Source organism: Ferdinandcohnia sp. SAFN-114, from assembly GCF_059415045.1.
Genome location: NZ_JBPFDQ010000035.1, coordinates 1 through 17,120 on the forward strand (window position 1 = coordinate 1; position 17,120 = coordinate 17,120).

15 protein-coding genes and 2 pseudogenes are annotated in these 17,120 nt (G+C 37.7%); 8 read left to right on the top strand and 9 right to left on the bottom strand.

Annotated features, from left to right (window positions below):
• Positions 1-78: 78 nt before the first annotated feature.
• Together ACR65M_RS12690 and ACR65M_RS12695 are read left to right on the top strand one after the other, a co-directional pair.
• Positions 79-612: pseudogene (locus ACR65M_RS12690) on the top strand (MFS transporter); the annotation flags it as partial.
• A 57-nt stretch (positions 613-669) separates the two neighbouring features.
• Entirely contained in the window at positions 670-846 is a 177-nt protein-coding gene (locus ACR65M_RS12695) for an SE1832 family protein (RefSeq protein ID WP_341332727.1), read from the top strand.
• A gap of 32 nt (positions 847-878) precedes the next feature.
• Here ACR65M_RS12695 and ACR65M_RS12700 read toward each other — a convergent pair whose 3' ends face one another.
• Positions 879-2,252 carry a TolB family protein gene (locus ACR65M_RS12700; protein ID WP_440273477.1) on the bottom strand — a complete coding sequence of 458 codons (1,374 nt, stop codon included), beginning with the start codon at positions 2,250-2,252 and terminating at the stop codon, positions 879-881.
• 159 nt (positions 2,253-2,411) lie between these two features.
• Here ACR65M_RS12700 and ACR65M_RS12705 point away from each other — a divergent pair, with 159 nt between their 5' ends.
• Both ACR65M_RS12705 and ACR65M_RS12710 read left to right on the top strand, forming a co-directional pair.
• The gene (locus ACR65M_RS12705) at positions 2,412-2,777 is read left to right on the top strand and encodes a DoxX family protein (RefSeq protein ID WP_440273478.1); all 366 of its coding nucleotides are present in this window, start codon (positions 2,412-2,414) and stop codon (positions 2,775-2,777) included.
• Positions 2,778-2,984: 207 nt separating this feature from the next.
• A complete protein-coding gene (locus ACR65M_RS12710; protein ID WP_341332730.1) occupies positions 2,985-4,478 on the top strand; it encodes a peptide MFS transporter in 1,494 nt (497 codons plus the stop codon).
• Positions 4,479-5,120: 642 nt separating this feature from the next.
• On the opposite strand, the gene ACR65M_RS12715 is transcribed toward ACR65M_RS12710, so the two are convergent.
• The gene (locus tag ACR65M_RS12715) at positions 5,121-6,287 is read right to left on the bottom strand and encodes a TraB/GumN family protein (protein ID WP_341332731.1); all 1,167 of its coding nucleotides are present in this window, start codon (positions 6,285-6,287) and stop codon (positions 5,121-5,123) included.
• Between the two features lie 174 nt (positions 6,288-6,461).
• Here ACR65M_RS12715 and ACR65M_RS12720 point away from each other — a divergent pair.
• Positions 6,462-7,292, top strand: a pseudogene (locus ACR65M_RS12720) (DegV family protein).
• Positions 7,293-7,337: 45 nt separating this feature from the next.
• Here the strand turns inward: ACR65M_RS12720 and ACR65M_RS12725 are convergent.
• Positions 7,338-8,828 carry an amino acid carrier protein gene (locus ACR65M_RS12725; protein WP_494776424.1) on the bottom strand — a complete coding sequence of 497 codons (1,491 nt, stop codon included), beginning with the start codon at positions 8,826-8,828 and terminating at the stop codon, positions 7,338-7,340.
• A 196-nt stretch (positions 8,829-9,024) separates the two neighbouring features.
• Between ACR65M_RS12725 and ACR65M_RS12730 the strand changes: the two genes are divergently transcribed.
• Positions 9,025-9,366, top strand: coding sequence for a cupin domain-containing protein (locus ACR65M_RS12730; RefSeq protein ID WP_341332733.1), 342 nt, complete (start codon positions 9,025-9,027; stop codon positions 9,364-9,366).
• Between the two features lie 37 nt (positions 9,367-9,403).
• On the opposite strand, the gene ACR65M_RS12735 is transcribed toward ACR65M_RS12730, so the two are convergent.
• Positions 9,404-10,561 (bottom strand): ABC transporter permease, encoded by a 1,158-nt coding sequence (locus tag ACR65M_RS12735; protein WP_341332734.1) that lies wholly within the window; start codon positions 10,559-10,561, stop codon positions 9,404-9,406.
• Entirely contained in the window at positions 10,551-11,303 is a 753-nt protein-coding gene (locus tag ACR65M_RS12740) for an ABC transporter ATP-binding protein (RefSeq protein WP_341332735.1), read from the bottom strand. Before ACR65M_RS12740 ends, ACR65M_RS12735 begins: the two co-directional genes overlap by 11 nt.
• Before the next feature lie 189 nt (positions 11,304-11,492).
• Here ACR65M_RS12740 and ACR65M_RS12745 point away from each other — a divergent pair, with 189 nt between their 5' ends.
• Together ACR65M_RS12745 and ACR65M_RS12750 are read left to right on the top strand one after the other, a co-directional pair.
• The gene (locus tag ACR65M_RS12745; RefSeq protein ID WP_121447847.1) at positions 11,493-12,191 is read left to right on the top strand and encodes a LytTR family transcriptional regulator DNA-binding domain-containing protein; all 699 of its coding nucleotides are present in this window, start codon (positions 11,493-11,495) and stop codon (positions 12,189-12,191) included.
• Between the two features lie 19 nt (positions 12,192-12,210).
• Positions 12,211-12,963 carry a sensor histidine kinase gene (locus tag ACR65M_RS12750; RefSeq protein WP_440273492.1) on the top strand — a complete coding sequence of 251 codons (753 nt, stop codon included), beginning with the start codon at positions 12,211-12,213 and terminating at the stop codon, positions 12,961-12,963.
• A 39-nt stretch (positions 12,964-13,002) separates the two neighbouring features.
• On the opposite strand, the gene ACR65M_RS12755 is transcribed toward ACR65M_RS12750, so the two are convergent.
• The 4 genes from ACR65M_RS12755 to ACR65M_RS12770 form a co-directional block, all read right to left on the bottom strand.
• Positions 13,003-14,505 carry a DHA2 family efflux MFS transporter permease subunit gene (locus tag ACR65M_RS12755; RefSeq protein ID WP_440273479.1) on the bottom strand — a complete coding sequence of 501 codons (1,503 nt, stop codon included), beginning with the start codon at positions 14,503-14,505 and terminating at the stop codon, positions 13,003-13,005.
• Between the two features lie 124 nt (positions 14,506-14,629).
• Positions 14,630-15,559 (bottom strand): glutaminase A, encoded by a 930-nt coding sequence (glsA, locus tag ACR65M_RS12760; RefSeq protein ID WP_440273493.1) that lies wholly within the window; start codon positions 15,557-15,559, stop codon positions 14,630-14,632.
• A 95-nt stretch (positions 15,560-15,654) separates the two neighbouring features.
• The gene (locus ACR65M_RS12765) at positions 15,655-16,353 is read right to left on the bottom strand and encodes an ABC transporter ATP-binding protein (RefSeq protein WP_099364063.1); all 699 of its coding nucleotides are present in this window, start codon (positions 16,351-16,353) and stop codon (positions 15,655-15,657) included.
• Positions 16,346-17,110: an ABC transporter ATP-binding protein gene (locus ACR65M_RS12770; RefSeq protein WP_440273480.1), complete on the bottom strand. Its 765-nt coding sequence runs from the start codon at positions 17,108-17,110 to the stop codon at positions 16,346-16,348. The genes ACR65M_RS12765 and ACR65M_RS12770 overlap by 8 nt, the downstream gene beginning before the upstream one ends.
• Positions 17,111-17,120 lie beyond the last annotated feature (10 nt).

Sequence of the window (17,120 nt, forward strand, 5' to 3'; positions counted from 1 at the left end):
ATCAAATTAATGAAAAAGTGTTAAATTTAATATGGATAGGTGTTTTATATATGTCTCATTTGGCTAGGTCAGTTCATCTTAGTGGCCTACTTCTTTTATATCGACGGAGTTGGTACGGTTATTTCCATGTCAACCGCATATGGAACAGACCTTGGAATCAATGCAACAAATTTATTAATTGTATTATTTGTAACACAAGTTGTGGCTGCACCATTCGCGATACTTTATGGTCGGTTGGCACAGAAATTCACTGGTAAAAAAATGTTGTATGTCGGCATTTTCGTTTATATCATTGTCTGTGTGTATGCTTTTTTCCTAAAAACGACTCTTGATTTTTGGATCCTCGCCATGCTTGTCGCTACTTCTCAGGGTGGGATTCAGGCATTAAGCCGCTCTTATTTTGCGAAGCTTGTCCCTAAACAAAAGGCAAATGAGTTTTTTGGGTTTTATAATATCTTTGGAAAGTTCGCTTCCATTATGGGTCCGTTACTAGTCGGGGTAACCGCTCAAATCACAGGTCATTCCAATATGGGTGTTTTCAGCTTAGTTATCCTCTTCATCATTGGTTTTATCGTGTTAACCCGCGTTCCAGAACCTAGTGAGGTTAAATAGAGCAAATCCTCTTTCTCAATGTTATAATGAAAAAAACTTGAGAAATGGGGACAATTAATGGATAAGAAAGAACTTGAATACAAAATTCGCGAGCTAAAATTAGACTATGTACGTCTTCAAAATGATTTGGAAAAGTTAGATTCTGTGAATGGCAATATCTCACCATTGGAACGGCAAATCGCAGAAATCGAGGATGAGATTAGCACCCTATCAAGAAAATTACGCCAATTGTAAAAGGAGCTGCAACCAAGTGTTGCAGCTTTTTTTTATATAAACGAAATGGTTCTTGCAATCGAATTCAGATGAGCTTCATCCGCCCATAAAATGAAGTAATTATAGGTTGAACCTTCAATTTGAACTGGGGTAGGATATCTGACTATTGCAGCTGCCTGGCGGTTCATTTCAGGTGGTTGGTCTGAAGATGGATAGATCAGACAAGCCTCTTGCCCACGAATTCTAGTCTGGAAAATGCGAGGTGACGAGCCATATGGCATCAACTTGTGAAAGGCTTCTCCCCTACACACTTCATGAATATCATCCCCACCACCAATTGCTGAAATTTGAAAGAAACCATCCGCTCCCTCATATCTCTCCGTATTTACCTGGTACCAGTGCGATGGATATTGGAACCGCACTCTATACGTTTCATTTGTATAAACCCCGCCTGTAGGAGGAACATTCCCTGAAGACCAGCTTAGATTTACAATTTGAGGTTCCCTCGTAAGGATGATAGGATTTGGACTTTGTATACCTACCAACCACATTTCAGTTGCAAATTCTTGTTCTGAGCAACCAGATAAATAGGCAATAGTTCGGGAATCTTGGGACCATGTAACAGGTGTTGAAAAGCAAGAAGATGTTGAAAGAATTCGTTCATTGTCACCACGTTTTCCTACTACGCGAATTTGATTATAATATCCTGTTCCTTCCCTATAAGCAGTCGCACTGAATGCTATCATCTGAGAGTTCGGGGACCATGTTGGATAAAAATTTTTTGCTTGTTCTCCACCTTGAATTTCGTACACCTGACCTGATGTCAACTCCACTGTACGGATAAGTGATATACTAGCTCCTGGTGTTGTATAAAGGACAAATGTTCCGTCTGGTGAAAGTGAAACCTCATTTAATGGCCCTTCTGTATTATTTGTAATTTGTCTCCTCCCAGATCCATTTGCCGCTATACGGTATAATTGCTGGTTTCCTGAAGGATCTACTCCTTGAAACAATAGCTCTTGCCCACTTGGGAACCACTGAGCATCTGATGCACTAGGCTCTGAAATACTTGTTGCTCGATGAGTCAATACATCATACATCATAATGTGATTTCGCGTTGTATAGGCTAATATCCTATGATTTGGAGACCAATCAAGTGTAATGTCCTCATTTGGACCGATTTGGTCAATAGCCGCGATTCCGCCAGTAGAAAGGTCAATGACATATACGATCCGATTTTTCCCTACAAAAGCAATTCTTCGATTATCACCTGACCATATAGGCTTTGAAAAGGAATCAGCTAATCCGTTTGTTAGTTTAACCCGATTTCCATTTTGAAGATAAAAAAGCCATATATCATAGCTCCCGCCACGGCTTGAAGTATAAGCAATTATTCCAGTTGGTCGTACTCTGTAATTTACAGACAAAAGACAAACCTCCTATCTATAGATGTCTTTTGCCTATTTTATTCATATAGCTTAAATAGGTTCATCTTTACTACTTTTCGTCTATATATTATTTATGCCCTTTCCTTGAGAATAGTTTGTCCTCTCCAACCATAGAGTTATAGAAAAGGAGGGAGAAAAATGAACCAAACATTTTCTACTATGAAACTAATACGCTATGTAGTAGCATTTGTATTTATTACATCTGGGACAATGAAACTTCTTAGCAGTGAACTAAGCTCTGTCTTTCTAAATCTACCATTACCTGCACCCGAACTCATCATGTATATTGTCGCTATTCTTGAAATTGTTTGTGGGATCCTTCTTACTATTAATAAGGAAGTTAAAAAAGCATCGATTCCATTACTTATCATTATCCTTGCAGCAATCCTTTTAGTTAAAATTCCCGTTCTGCATACAGGCTTTCTACAATTTGCCTTTGCTGTAAGACTTGATATTGTATTATTGGCATTATTATACATTCTTTATAAATCACACCATAAATAATAGTGAATTTATCCTTCAATGGAAACATTAAACAGATTGCAAACGCAATCTGTTTATTTTTATCAATATAATGATTCCAAAAAGCTTTTTATTTAACCTAAGATTTAAAACCTTATAAAATATTGGACCAACTCAGAATTTTCTTATGTTTGACATAGTGTAACAATTTCAATTATTATACCAATATACTATCTTGGAGGTTATGTTATGTCAGACTATAATAGACAGAAAATTGTGGACAGTGTTCCTCAAAAGGGATTCTTCGGACATCCTAAAGGACTATTCACACTTTTCTTCACGGAATTCTGGGAGCGATTCTCATATTATGGTATGAGAGCCATCCTATTATTCTATATGTATTATGAAGTATCTGATGGAGGACTTGGACTTGATCAACATACAGCTATGGCGATTATGTCGATTTATGGGTCACTTGTTTATATGTCAGGGGTTATCGGTGGATGGTTAGCAGACCGTATCTTCGGTACTTCTAAAGCGGTATTTTATGGTGGTATTTTAATCATGCTAGGTCATATTGCACTTGCAATTCCTGGTAACATCTCACTATTCTTTGTGTCAATGGTTCTGATTGTCCTTGGTACAGGTTTACTAAAACCAAACGTTTCTAGTGTTGTTGGGGAAATTTATAGTGAAAAAGATACACGTCGTGATGCAGGATTTAGTATCTTCTATATGAGTATTAACCTCGGTGGATTCCTTTCTCCTCTTATCGTAGGTGAAATTGGATTAAAGCATAATTTCCATTGGGGCTTCGCAATTGCTGCGATCGGTATGTTCTTTGGATTACTATTCTTTGTTTTCACAAAGAAAAAGAATCTTGGTCTTGCAGGTACAATTGTTCCAAATCCACTTGCACCAAATGAAAAGAAAAAAGTGTATACACAGATTGCTGTTGGTATAGTTATAGTTGCAATTTTAATAGCAGTTGGAATTCCAGCCGGTTTCCTAACATTTGATTCATTTATCGCACTTATTGGTATTCTTGGTTTCTTAATTCCTACTATTTATTTTGTTACGATGTATCGTAGCTCAAAAACATCAGATGTTGAGCGTTCAAGAGTATTAGCGTATATTCCTTTATTCTTAGCTGCCGTTATGTTCTGGTCCATTCAAGAACAAGGAGCAACAATTCTTGCCAATTATGCTGATACACGAACACAATTACAATTTGCTGGCTTTGATATTTCTCCAGCTTGGTTCCAATCATTAAACCCATTATTTATTATTATTTTTGCGCCTGTATTTGCATGGCTATGGGTAAAGCTTGGAGATCGTCAACCTTCTGTTCCGAAAAAGTTTTCATTAGGTTTGCTTTTTGCCGGTCTTTCTTTCCTTGTAATTTTATTACCAGCATATTTTGGTGGAACAGATTCATTAGTTAATCCACTTTGGTTAGTGCTAAGTTATTTCATTGTTGTTATTGGGGAATTATTAATTTCACCTGTCGGACTTTCCGCTACAACAAAATTAGCACCTGCAGCCTTCACAGCTCAAATGATGAGTTTATGGATGCTTTCAAATGCTGCTGCACAAGCACTTAACGCACAACTTGTTAAATTCTATACACCTGAAACAGAAATGACTTACTTTGGAGTAATTGGTGGGGCATCTATTGTATTAGGTATTATCCTATTATTCGTATCACCAAAGATTCATAAGTTCATGAAGGGTGTCAACTAATAATTAGTTCTGATTTTTCAAAAAAAAATGCAACATATCAAGTAGCGTGAGACTATCTCACGCTACTTTTCTTATATTTTGTGGAATAATATATTTTAGAGGATAACTCGAGTAAGATAGTACGAATTGGAATTGCCTTATTGGACTCTCTTCCTACTTTTTCTAGCTCGTGCTGTCAGAATCTCCACTGATTTCCGACTCACTCCCTGCTGATTCACCTCGTTCTGTCAGAATCACTACTGAGTTCCGACTCACTCTCTCCTTTTTAAGCTCATGCTGTCAGAATCACCACTGATTTCCGACTCACTCTCTCTTTCTTCCCCTCGTACTGTCAGAATCACCACTGATTTCCGACTCACTCTCTCTTTCTTCCCCTCATGCTGTCAGAATCACCACTGATTTCCGACTCACTCTCTCTTTCTTCCTCTCGTTCTGTCAGAATTAGCCCTCGTTTCTGACTCACTCCCTCCTTTTTCAGCTCATGCTGTCAGAATCACCACTCGTTACCGACTCACTCTCTCCTTTTTCCGCTCATGCTCTCAGAATCACCTATGCTTTTTATGATTCACTTCACGCCATTCTTAGTTGATTTATTCGCATACTAAAAAGACCTGTTCGGGATTGAACAGGTCTTTTTGTGTATTATAAATTTTTAATAAATAATCTCACAACATCTGCGCCACCAATAAATAAGCCGAGAGATGTTCCAAGGTTACACAAAACAATAATTAATAAAATCCGTGTTACTTTGTTATGCCAGAAGCCTTTTACACTATAAACATCTGTTGAAAGTGTTTCAAAGTCCTTCACGCTAGGACGGCGTAGGAAAGCTTGTACAAAACCTGCTATCCAACCCGCTGCAATTAAGGGATGCATGACTCCAATTGGTGCTGCAAAAAATGCAGTCACAATTGTAAGTGGATGACCTAGAGCAATCACTGCTCCGATAGCGGAAAATGAACCCGTCCATAAGACTAAACTTAGGGTTTGTTGCAAGCCCGCTTCTGGGTTGGCAATAAAGGTATAGGCAATAATGGCCACTATTAAAATCGGAATTGCCCAACCGATAATTTTAGGGGCTTTTGATTTAGGCGGCAACTGTGTAAGCTTCTTCAAATCGTGTTCTTTTTTAATTTCTTCCTTTATTCCAGGAACATGTGCTGCCCCAAGTACGGCTACTACTTTTTCTCCTGGAGCATGTTTGATCTTCTGTGCCAAATACTGATCACGCTCATCAATTAGTGGCGTTTTTAATTTTGGAAAGCTCGTTGAAAATTCAGTTAGCATTGAATTCAGCATATCCTTGGATTTCATTTTTTCCAGTTCTTCTTCAGTAATCGTCTCGTTGCTGAAAATACTATAAATAATAGACATTAATAATTTCATTTTTCCTGTGAACCCGACTGCATTCCAAATGCGTGAGAATGTAATTTGAATGTTTCGGTCTGCCAAAACTAATTCGGCATCTACTTCTTTCGCTGACTCGATTCCCTGCATCATTTCTTGCCCAGCATTGATTCCAAATTGACTAGCCATTCGCTTTTGGAATGAGGAAATTGCTAGGTTCATGAGAAGCAAGGTAGCCTTCTTCTCTTTGATGACCTTAAAGATGTCCATTTCCTTCCATTTGTTGCCTTCCATCATGGATTGATATCTTTGTTCATCTAGCTCAATACAAACCGAATCAGGTTTTTCCGCTTCAATAACTTCCTTAACCTGTTCAGCACTATGTTTTGAAACGTGAGCAGTTCCAATTAATATGTATTCCTTACCATCTAATTCGATCCTCGTGATATTTTCTTCAGACATAATAGACCATCCTTATACATGCTCAATTTGTGTATATGTCTAATTCTAAACTAGAATGGCATAGATTTGAATTCTTTTATTTTATAAAACAGCTCGAAGTGTTGAAAACGTAGAATTTTATTTGGAAATGATATACTTAAAATAAGAGTTAATTATTATTGTGAGGGATTTATGGTGATAAAAATTGTAACTGATAGCTCAGCGGATCTTCCAAATGAGTTGCTAGAAAAATATAAAATAACAGTTGTTCCCATGAACGTTTCGATTGAAGGTGTTGACTATAGAGAAGGTGTTGATATAACACCAAAAGAATTCTTTAAAAAAATGTTTGCGTCTGCCGAACTACCAAGGACTTCTCAGCCATCTCCAGCTGTTTTTGGAGAAGCGTATTCCAAGTTCCCAGTTAATTCAGAGATTCTATGTTTGACAATTTCATCTGGATTAAGTGGCACCTATCAATCGGCAATCATAGCAAAGGGACTTACTAAAAATAAAGTGACTGTCTTTGATACTTTAGCTGGCTCTTTAGGGCATGGTATACAAATTATAAAAGCTGCTGAACTAGCTGAAAGTGGACATTCAATGGAGGAAATCGTCGCAATCCTTACCAAATACCGAGAAAACATGAATATCTTCATTTTGCTTGATACAATCGAGAATATAGTGAAAGGCGGTCGATTAAGCAAATTTCAAGGCTCTCTTGCAAAGCTATTAAATATAAAGGTTTTATTACAAAGAGGAGATGGCGGCACCGTAGAAACTCTTGAAAAAATCTGAGGGAAAAAGAAAAGCCAAAAACGATTAATGGAAATAATCAAAGACTCAAAAAAGGATTTCTCTGAAACCATTTTTGGAATCACCCACACAGGTAACCTTGAGGAAGCTGAGGCGTTAAAAAATGAAATTATTGCCCAGTTTCATCCAAAAGAAGTCATTCTAAATTATATGGGTGCAACAATGGGTACTTACGCGGGTAGGAGAGGCATGATTATTTCTTATGCATAATAAAAAAGGGACCAAGCATAAACATGTTTTGGTCCCTTTCACCTTTTATCCTGGGAATGACTTATCGTTTTCTGCTAACGAGCCTGAAGGATTATCTTCATGCTTATAATCATTCACCCAATAGTCAGCATTTTTAATTCCAAGTTTTTCTGGATTAAAGACTGGATCAAGTCCCGCCTTGCGTTGCTTCTCGTAGTCCTTTAATGTTACTAATGCTGGTTTTGCTAGGATCAGAATGGCAATTACATTCAACCAAACCATTAAACCTAAGCCAATATCACCAAAAGCCCAAGCAAGCTTCGCCTCATTCACAGTTCCGTATGTCATTGATCCTAATAAAACAATTTTTAAGACAAACATGGCTACCCTGCTATCTCTACCTCTTATTAAATATGCGATATTTGTTTCTGCCATATAGTAATACGCCATAATCGTTGTAAAGGCGAAGAAGAATAAAGCAATCGCTGTAAAGCCTGCACCAAATCCAGGAAGTGCAGTTTCAACGGCTGCCTGTGTGAACGCCGGCCCCGCTTCAACTGTTTCTCCTAAATTATTTACAATAAATGCACCATCATCCGCTTGTACATTATACATTCCTGTAAACAAAATCATAAACGCAGTTGCTGAACAAACCAATAAAGTATCAATGTAGACAGCAGAGGCTTGAACTAAACCTTGTTTAGCAGGATGGGATACTTCCGCAGCCGCAGCCGCATGTGGTCCTGTACCTTGACCAGCTTCATTTGAGTAAATACCACGTTTTACTCCCCAAGAGATTGCCATCCCGATTATTCCGCCAAATGCCTGCTCTGCTCCAAAAGCACTTTTAAAAATTAAAGCAATTACAGCTGGCAATTGACCGATATTCATAAGCATGATAATAATTGCCATGATAATATAACCTATAGCCATAAATGGTACCACATACTGTGCAACGTTCGCTATTCTCTTAATACCACCAAAAATAATGGCACCGATTAATACAACCAAAATAGCTGCAGTTACCCATTTATTAATCCCAAATGCGTTGTCCAATCCAGCTGCAATCGAATTTGATTGGATTCCTGGCATTAGAAATGCCATTGCTAGAAGGGCTGCAAGAGCAAAGATAACTCCATACCATTTCCAGCCGATTCCTTTTTCTATGTAATACGCTGGTCCACCACGATATTGACCGTCTTGCTTTTCTTTGTAAATCTGCGCTAATGTCGATTCAATGAATGAAGTTGCTGCCCCAATAAAGGCAATTGCCCACATCCAGAACACGGCACCTGGTCCACCAAATGCAATAGCGGTAGCCGTTCCAGCAATGTTACCTGTTCCAACACGACCTGATAGTGAGACAGCCAATGCTTGGAAAGATGAAACCCCTGCATCAGAGCTTTTCCCTTTGAACATTAGGGATGTCATATCTTTGATGTGCCTTACCTGTAAAAAACGAGTTAAAATTGAAAATAAAAGTCCCACACCAAGCATTCCATAAATCATTACCGGGCTCCAAAGGATACCATTCAACCAATCTGCAAAAGCCTGCACATACATTCCCCCTTCTTCATTTAGAAAATTCTCTATATTAAGAATTATAATTCAAGTGTATAGACAACTCAATATTATTGTTGTATAACAGTTTAAACCCTCTCATTTATAGACCATGATATTTATCACAGTCTACCTTTTATTCCTACATTATAATGGATATATAAAGTAGAAAAATTCAAAAGGGGCGATTCGAATGAAGAAAGAAATACTCGATCAGTTTATTGAATATAACGAGGAAAGACTTACAAAGCGCATCATCTCCAAAGGAGGCGGTAGTACTGTCTTTTTGTTAAATTTCATGCCCAATCAAGCCCTACCTGCCCACAAGCACCCAGGATCAAATGTTTATCTATTAGTACTCTCAGGTGAAGGTACCTTTACAATTGATGAACAAGTAGTAAAAGTGAACAAGAACGATGTGATCGTTTGTAATGGGGACGAGAACTTAAGCTTTGTAAATGATGGTTCAGAAAATGTAAGTTTGTATGTCACACTTACAAAAATTCCTGATGAGAGATACGCACAGGACGTATAAAAAACTGCCAGCCCCTAAAGGGTTGGCAGTTTCCTTACTAGTTCATTACCCATTTATCTTTCATAAACAAGATACGACCAATAGCAAAGAAGATAATCATACAAGCGATGTTGCTGCCAAAAGCTAGTAGAATATGTTCATAGTCAATAATTCCAAACATTAATTCTTTTAATAAAGTAAATAAATTCATAATTGGCACAGCGAAGTGATAATTTGTAAGTTCATTCACTCCTACCCCTACTATAATCATTGCAGGGAACATGGCAATCATCATTACAGGGCTGCTATAGCTTCCTGCTTCCTTGATCGTCTTCGCGACTATACTTGTAGTCATAATTAATGATGCGGTAAACGCAGCGTAAATCACTGAAAGTAAAATTCCGATTCCAATAATTAAATAAGCGTCATTTCCAAATGATACAGCATTTTTAAGATTTTCAGTTAACAAACTAATCTCCAATGCAACTACAGCCAATGTGATAATGCCGATTACCGCCCCAATTGTTGCAATCGTTAACCATTTTGCAAGCAGCAAGGTAGATCTCTTAACAGGGGTCATTAACAGGGCTTCCATTGTTTTCTTTTCTTTTTCACCAGCAAATAAATCTGCTGCAGAAGGACCTGAACCAACTCCGATTGCAATTGATAAGATTAATGGAATCAAAAATGCAAGCATGTCAACATTTGGATCTTCATTTGTCATTTCTTGTTGTTTAATCGTAAATGGTTGCATAATAGAAGGATCGATTCCGCCTTCCTGAAGGTTCCCGACAACCACTGTTTTCTCAAAAACGGTTAAGGCATTTAAGATAATCGCATTTAATTGAGTAGACTTTTGACTAAATGAATCCCCAACTAGAGTGACCGTTGCCTCCTCTCCATTTTGTGTAGCCTCAACGAAATTTGGTGTTAATTCCAACCCTACTTGTGCATCACCGTCCTGAATGGATTGTTCTAGGTTAGACGATTCAATAAGCTCAACGTTCTCTACTCCTAAAAGTACCCTTTCTGCTTCAATCATGGAAGATTCCTCAACTGCAAGTTGGAACGTATCACCTTCGCCATCTGAAATCATATTTTCATAGAAAAATGTCATTCCGGACATCATGATAATTGGTAATAAGACAGTTAGTATTAATGTTCGACGATCGCGAAAGCAATCTTTTAATTCTTTCAAATATATCTTACGAAGCATATGTTTCGTTCCCCCTAACAAGTTTACTCATGAAAATATAATTCAAATCCTTGCTTCCTTCTGATTTATAAAGCTCATCTAAATCACCATGATAGACGAGTTCTCCCTTATGCATCATTGCGACTGAATCACAAAGCATGGAAACCTCCTCCATAATATGACTAGAGAAAATAATTGTCTTACCATCACGTTTTAACTGATGAACAAGTTGTCTGAACACATTTGATGACGTAATATCTAACCCGGTCGTTGGCTCATCAAAGAGGATGATGTCTGGATTATGAATGAGTGTTCTCGCAATTGCTACTTTCTGTCTCATTCCTTTTGAGAACCCACCTACTTTACGATTCAAGTAATCTCGCATACCAAACATCCGGGCTAGTTCATCAATTCTTACTTTCGTTTCATGCTTGCTTAATCCATAAAGGGCTGCAAAATATTCTAGATTTTCTCGTGCAGTGAGCCGATCATACAATCCGGTCTCACCACCGAATAATACTCCGATTCTCTTTTTTACTTCCTCTGGATTTTTTTGTGTATCATAGTCTGCCACTTTAACATTTCCCTCCGTCGGAGTTAGTAAAGTCGCAATGGTTCGCAGAAGAGTTGTTTTTCCCGCACCATTTTCTCCTAGCAATCCAACAACTTGCCCTTTTTCAACAGTAAATTTCACATGTTTTAATGCTGTTATAGAAGTCTTTTTATCTTTGAATCTTTTTGTCACTTCGTTAATTTCGATCATTTTTTCCACCTCGTCTTGTTCTTATGTCTATATCATAGCCATCCTTTTTAAGAAAATCTCTAGTTATGTCGCGAATGTTCCTTTTTTTGTCGCGAAAAGGTCAAATTTTCCTTTAAAGGTGTTAAAATAGAAAGATACTATATTTGGAAATTAATATTTTAATGTTGGTTATGAGAGGTAGATTTGAAAATGAAGGTTGGTCTTGTAGATGACCGTTTGATTGATTTGGATAAATTAAAAGCAATTGTAACTGGCATTCCAGATATTGAGGTTATCTTCTCTACATTATCCGCCGAGGAAGCCTATGAACAAATCAAAAAAGAGGAAATCGATTTGTTGATTGCTGACATTGAGATGCCGAATTTATCAGGCTATGAACTTGCCGATATTATTCACACGCATGCACTGAATATTTCAGTAATTTTTGTAACAGGAAATAGTGGCTATGCTGTTCATGCATTTGAACTAAATGTGCATGATTATATTATGAAGCCCTATCCGAGAGAACGTTTAGTACAATCAATTGAGCGATTACTCGAAAAAACAAAGTCGGCAGAAATTCATGGAAGACTTTATTTAAAACAAAAAAATGAAATCCACATTCTTCAAAAGAAGGATATTATTTTTATTGAACGTTCTGGGCGTTCAACGACCATTTATACAAAATCAGGACCGATTAAAACCTATCAAACGCTAGGTGAGCTCGAGGGAGAATTACGAGAAAGAGACTTCATTCGATCACACCGGTCGTTTATCATCAATATTCACTACGTAAAAAACTTTTCGCTTTATGCGAAGAACTCATATATTGTCACTTTCGAAGGCATCGAAGAACAGGCAATGATTACAAAAGAAAAAGTAGACTTTTTACAACAAAATTATTTTTAAGGTGGCGTAATACTTGATAATGCTTTATTGGGGAACAATCGTGGTATTGGGGGGTTTATGCTTTTATGCATTTTTATCACGACTTTCAATTTCAAAAAAATTGAATACTCTATTAGAAGAGGCCAAACATTTTGATGAACAACGTGCTCAATTCAATGAAACCTTTCGAGTCGTTCGAAGTGAACGGCATGAGTTTTTAAAGCATGTTTCCGCCATGCATTTTATGCTTGAAAATGGAAAGAACGAGGAAGCAAAACACTATTTGGATGAATTGGTTGAGGGCTATAAAGAAACAAACCTTTCGATAAAAGGTGAGCGTGGTGTGGTAGCAGGTATTCTCCATCAAATGTATCGCAAAGCAAGGGCACTTGATATTGCAATTGTATATGATTTTGATTTGCCACTTTCATCCTTACCTTTGTCTGATCAGCAAATTGTTACCTTGATTGGAAATCTCCTATCCAATAGTATTGACGCGTGTGAAGAATGGCAAAAGGAGCATAAAAGCCAATCCTTCCTTACTTTGCAATTTTATAAGCGGAGTGGCTTGTATATTTTAACATGTAAAAATAGTACACTTCCAATTCCAGCGTCCATCTTGGATCATTTGTTTGAAAGCTTCGGAAAAACGACTAAAGGTGATGGTCACGAAGGACTTGGTACAAAGTTGATTCACGATGTTGTCGATGATGCAACTGGATTTTTGGACTTTGTATGTAAAGACGAGGAATTCACTGTCAAAATAAAAATACCTGCAATAAAAGGAAATTAAAAAGGAGAAATCAATCCAATTGGACGATTTCTCCTTTTTTTAATTCTTTGCTAATGAAGGCTGGACTCCTTGCTTAGGTTTTTTCTTACCCGTAATATCTTCTTCCTGTTTCGCCCGTTTGATAAAGAACGCGAGGATAAAAGCAAGAAGTATTAAGAAGGTTGAAACGAAAAATGTGAAATTAATTCCTTCAAGCATGGCTTGTAATTGAATTTGTAAAGCTTGTGCCTCTGTAGGCTGCCCTTGAATATTCTTTAGTAAATTTGCTGCAGATGACTCTTCTCTTAGTGACATCAATGTAATTAAAAATCCTGTACCAATGGCAGCTGAAACCTGATTTAATGTATTATTAACAGCTGTACCATGTGGGTATAAGTTTCGCGGTAACTGATTTAATCCATTTGTTGAAACTGGCATAAAGACCATGGACATACCAAACATTCTCACCGCATGTAAAATCATAAGATACATATAGGAAGTATCAAAGGTAAGCTGGCTGAATAGATAGGTAGTTACCGTTGTGATGGCCAATCCCATGGTTGCCAAAATGCGTCCGCCAAATTTATCAAATAAACGTCCATTGATAGGTGACATAAATGCATTTAATACCGCTCCAGGTAAAAGTAAAAGTCCAGTATTCATAGGAGAAATTCCTAAGATCGTTTGCAAATAGATTGGAAGCAATAAAAACCCTGAAAACATGGCCATATTAACAACCATTGTAATCACTGAAGCCAACGCGAACATCGGATAACGATAGACCCCAAAATTAAGCATTGGAATATCAAGCTTTGATTGACGGATAATAAACCAAGTTAGCGAGATTATTCCAATTATAATGGATCCATATACAACCGGACTTCCCCACCCCATATTACCGGCAGAACTAAATCCATATAATAATCCACCAAATCCTATACTTGATAATATTAATGAGAAAAAGTCCAGTTTTAGGATTACTTTTTCCTTTCTATCCTTCAGCATGATAAAGCCAAGAATGAACACGATAGCTGCAATTGGTGTGATGAAGTGGAAAAGCATTCTCCAATCATAGTGTTCAATAATCCAACCCGAGAGTGTTGGCCCAATCGCCGGTGCGAACATGAGGATTAATCCGAAAACCCCCATTGCTGTTCCCCTTTTTTCAACAGGGAAACTTACCAACATTACATTCATAAGTAGCGGCATCATAATTGCCGAACCTGATGCTTGGATCATCCTACCTGCTAGGAGGATAGAAAATACGTGGGCGGTACCAGAAAGAATCGTACCAATAGTAAATAATCCCATTGCTACGATAAATAATCGGCGAACGGTATATTTTTCGATTAAAAAGGCTGTAGTCGGAATTAAGATACCACTGACTAGCATAAAGCCCGTGGTTAACCACTGCACTGTCGATGGGTCAACCTTTAATTCCGTCATAATTGAAGGTAACGCGACATTTAATAATGTATTATTTAAAAATGAAATAAAGGCACCAACCATCAAGACGGCAAGAATACCGTATTGAGGGCGTACTTGTTTTTCGGAAAAATCCATTAAACTCCCCCCCGCATTAGACGTTAAGTTCATAATTTTATACTACTGTTTTATTTAGCCATAAGATATATCTTATAACACGACTTTTTGGATTGCAATAAAAAGTATCTCAGTTTGGATACTCCTAGAACATACTAAGGTTATAGGTTTTAGATAGGAGCTCAAGAAGTCTTATTCCACCTATACTATTTCCCTTTTCATCTAAGGCGGGACCTAATATTCCAATCCCAAATTTTCCTGGAACAGCCCCCATTATCCCACCGGATACACCACTTTTTGCTGGTATCCCGATCTTTATGGCAAATTCACCAGAAGCATTGTACATGCCACAAGTCACCATAAATGTTTTACAAATGCGTGCTACATTTTTCGGCATTATTTGTTTACCCGTATCCGGATCGATACCATCAAGAGCAAAAACAACACCTATTCTAGATAAATCCAGGCAATTCATTTCGATTGCACATTGTTTTGTATAAAGATCAATGAGCTCTTCTACGTTTTCATCAATGATTTGATGTTGTTTTAAAAAATAACATAAGGCTCGATTAAGATGTGCCGTTTCATATTCAGACTGCGCAATTTCCTCATTGTAATGGATAGTGTCATTGTTTGCTAATTCACGAATGAATGTTAGTAATCGACGAAATCTCTCATCCACAGTGTCCCCTTTTATCATGTGGGTAACTGCAAGTGCACCTGCATTAATCATTGGGTTTAGTGGTTTTGAGGGAACCATTGTTTCTAGCTTTCCAATCGAGTTAAACGGGTCACCAGTCGGCTCCATTCCAACACGCTCAAAAACATACTGTTTACCCCTATCCATCAAAACGAGAGCAAGAGATACGACTTTGGAGATACTTTGTAACGAGATTTTTTTTTCAATATCTCCTGCGGAAAAGCAACGTCCATCAGGAAAGTTGATTGCAATAGACAGGTCATTCGGGTTTGCTTTCCCAAGTGCGGGTATATAATCTGCTACACGCCCATTCTTTGTTATTTGGCGCGCTTCTTTCACTAATTCCTTTAATTCATCATTCGATTTACAAGGCATTTTCATCACCACTAGTAGTCTTTACCAAATGTTTTTTTACTATTTATAGGAAATGAAAATAAATAGCCCATTCCCGGGAATGGGAAGGGCTATTGTTAGCTGCTTAACGCGAGATGTTGATACGCGATATCCATATTGTTTTTTAGTTCTTCGGGATTGTCGTGGTAAACTACTTTTCCTTTACTTAAAATATAAACATCATCTGCTATTCTCAAGGCAGTTGAGATATTTTGTTCTACTAGCAGCATCGACATTCCGGATTCTTTTAATTTTAAAAGGACATCCATCACTTCACTGACCATTAAGGGTGACAATCCTTCGGTAGGTTCATCAAGCAATAAGATTTTTGGATTTCTCATCAATGCTCTTCCGATAGATAACATCGATTGTTCCCCTCCACTTAAGGTGCCAGCATGAGATTTTTCACGTTCCTTTAAGCGCGGAAAATAGTGAAAAATCTTCTCTAGATTCCAATCTCCTTTTTTCAAATCAGCGAAAACGGTTAAATTTTCTGTTACGGTTAGGTTCGGAAATATTCTTCTCCCTTGGGGAACAATCCCAATCCCTTTTCTAGCAATTTGATGACTTTGAAGAGAGGCAATATTTTTACCTTCAAACAAGATTTCACCTTGTACTTTATTTACAAAGCCAATAATTGAATGCATGGTTGTTGTCTTACCCATACCATTTCTTCCTAAAAGGGTAACAACTTGGCCTTCTTTCACTTCAAGGTTCACTCCATGAAGGATGTGACTTGAGCCATAGAAGCTATTAACATCTTTCAACTTAAGCATGTGCAGCCTCCTCCCGCCCTAGGTAAATTTCCTTAACCTCTTCATTTTCGCGAACCGCTTCTGGTGTACCATCTGCAATTAGTTTTCCTGTATGTAGGACAATCACTCGGTCCATATTACCGAACAACACATCAATATCATGCTCAATCATACAAATCGTTACTTCTCTTGGTAACTTATTAATTAGAGCAATAATCTGGTCGGTTTCAACCTGTGACATTCCTGCTGTTGGTTCGTCTAACAGTAGAATCTTTGGCTTTCCAGCAATCGCCATGACAATTTCAATTTGTCTCTGCACACCATAAGATAGCTCTTGTACCTTTGTATCGCTGTACTGATCAAGATTCCATTCCTGTAAAAGGGCATCCGTTTCTTCATGCAATGCTTGATAATTTTTGGGACTTACCTTCTTCCACCAATGCGTATGCTCTTTCCTCATTTTCTGTAAAACAAGGAGAACATTCTCTTTCACCGTTAATCCAAACATTAGATTGTTCTTCTGGAACGTTCGCACTATTCCACTTTCTGTCCTTTTATAGTTTGGTACCTTTGTAATATCTCGGTCATAATAGGCAATTGTTCCACCTGTCGGGTTCAAGTCTCCGGCGATCATATTGAAAAAGGTTGTCTTACCAGCGCCGTTTGGACCAATTAATCCCACACGTTCTCCAACTGTCACATCCAACGTAATATCTTCAATTACTTTTAACCCACCAAAGTGCTTTGATAGATTTTGAATGGAAAGAATTGTAGTCATCACTTTCCCC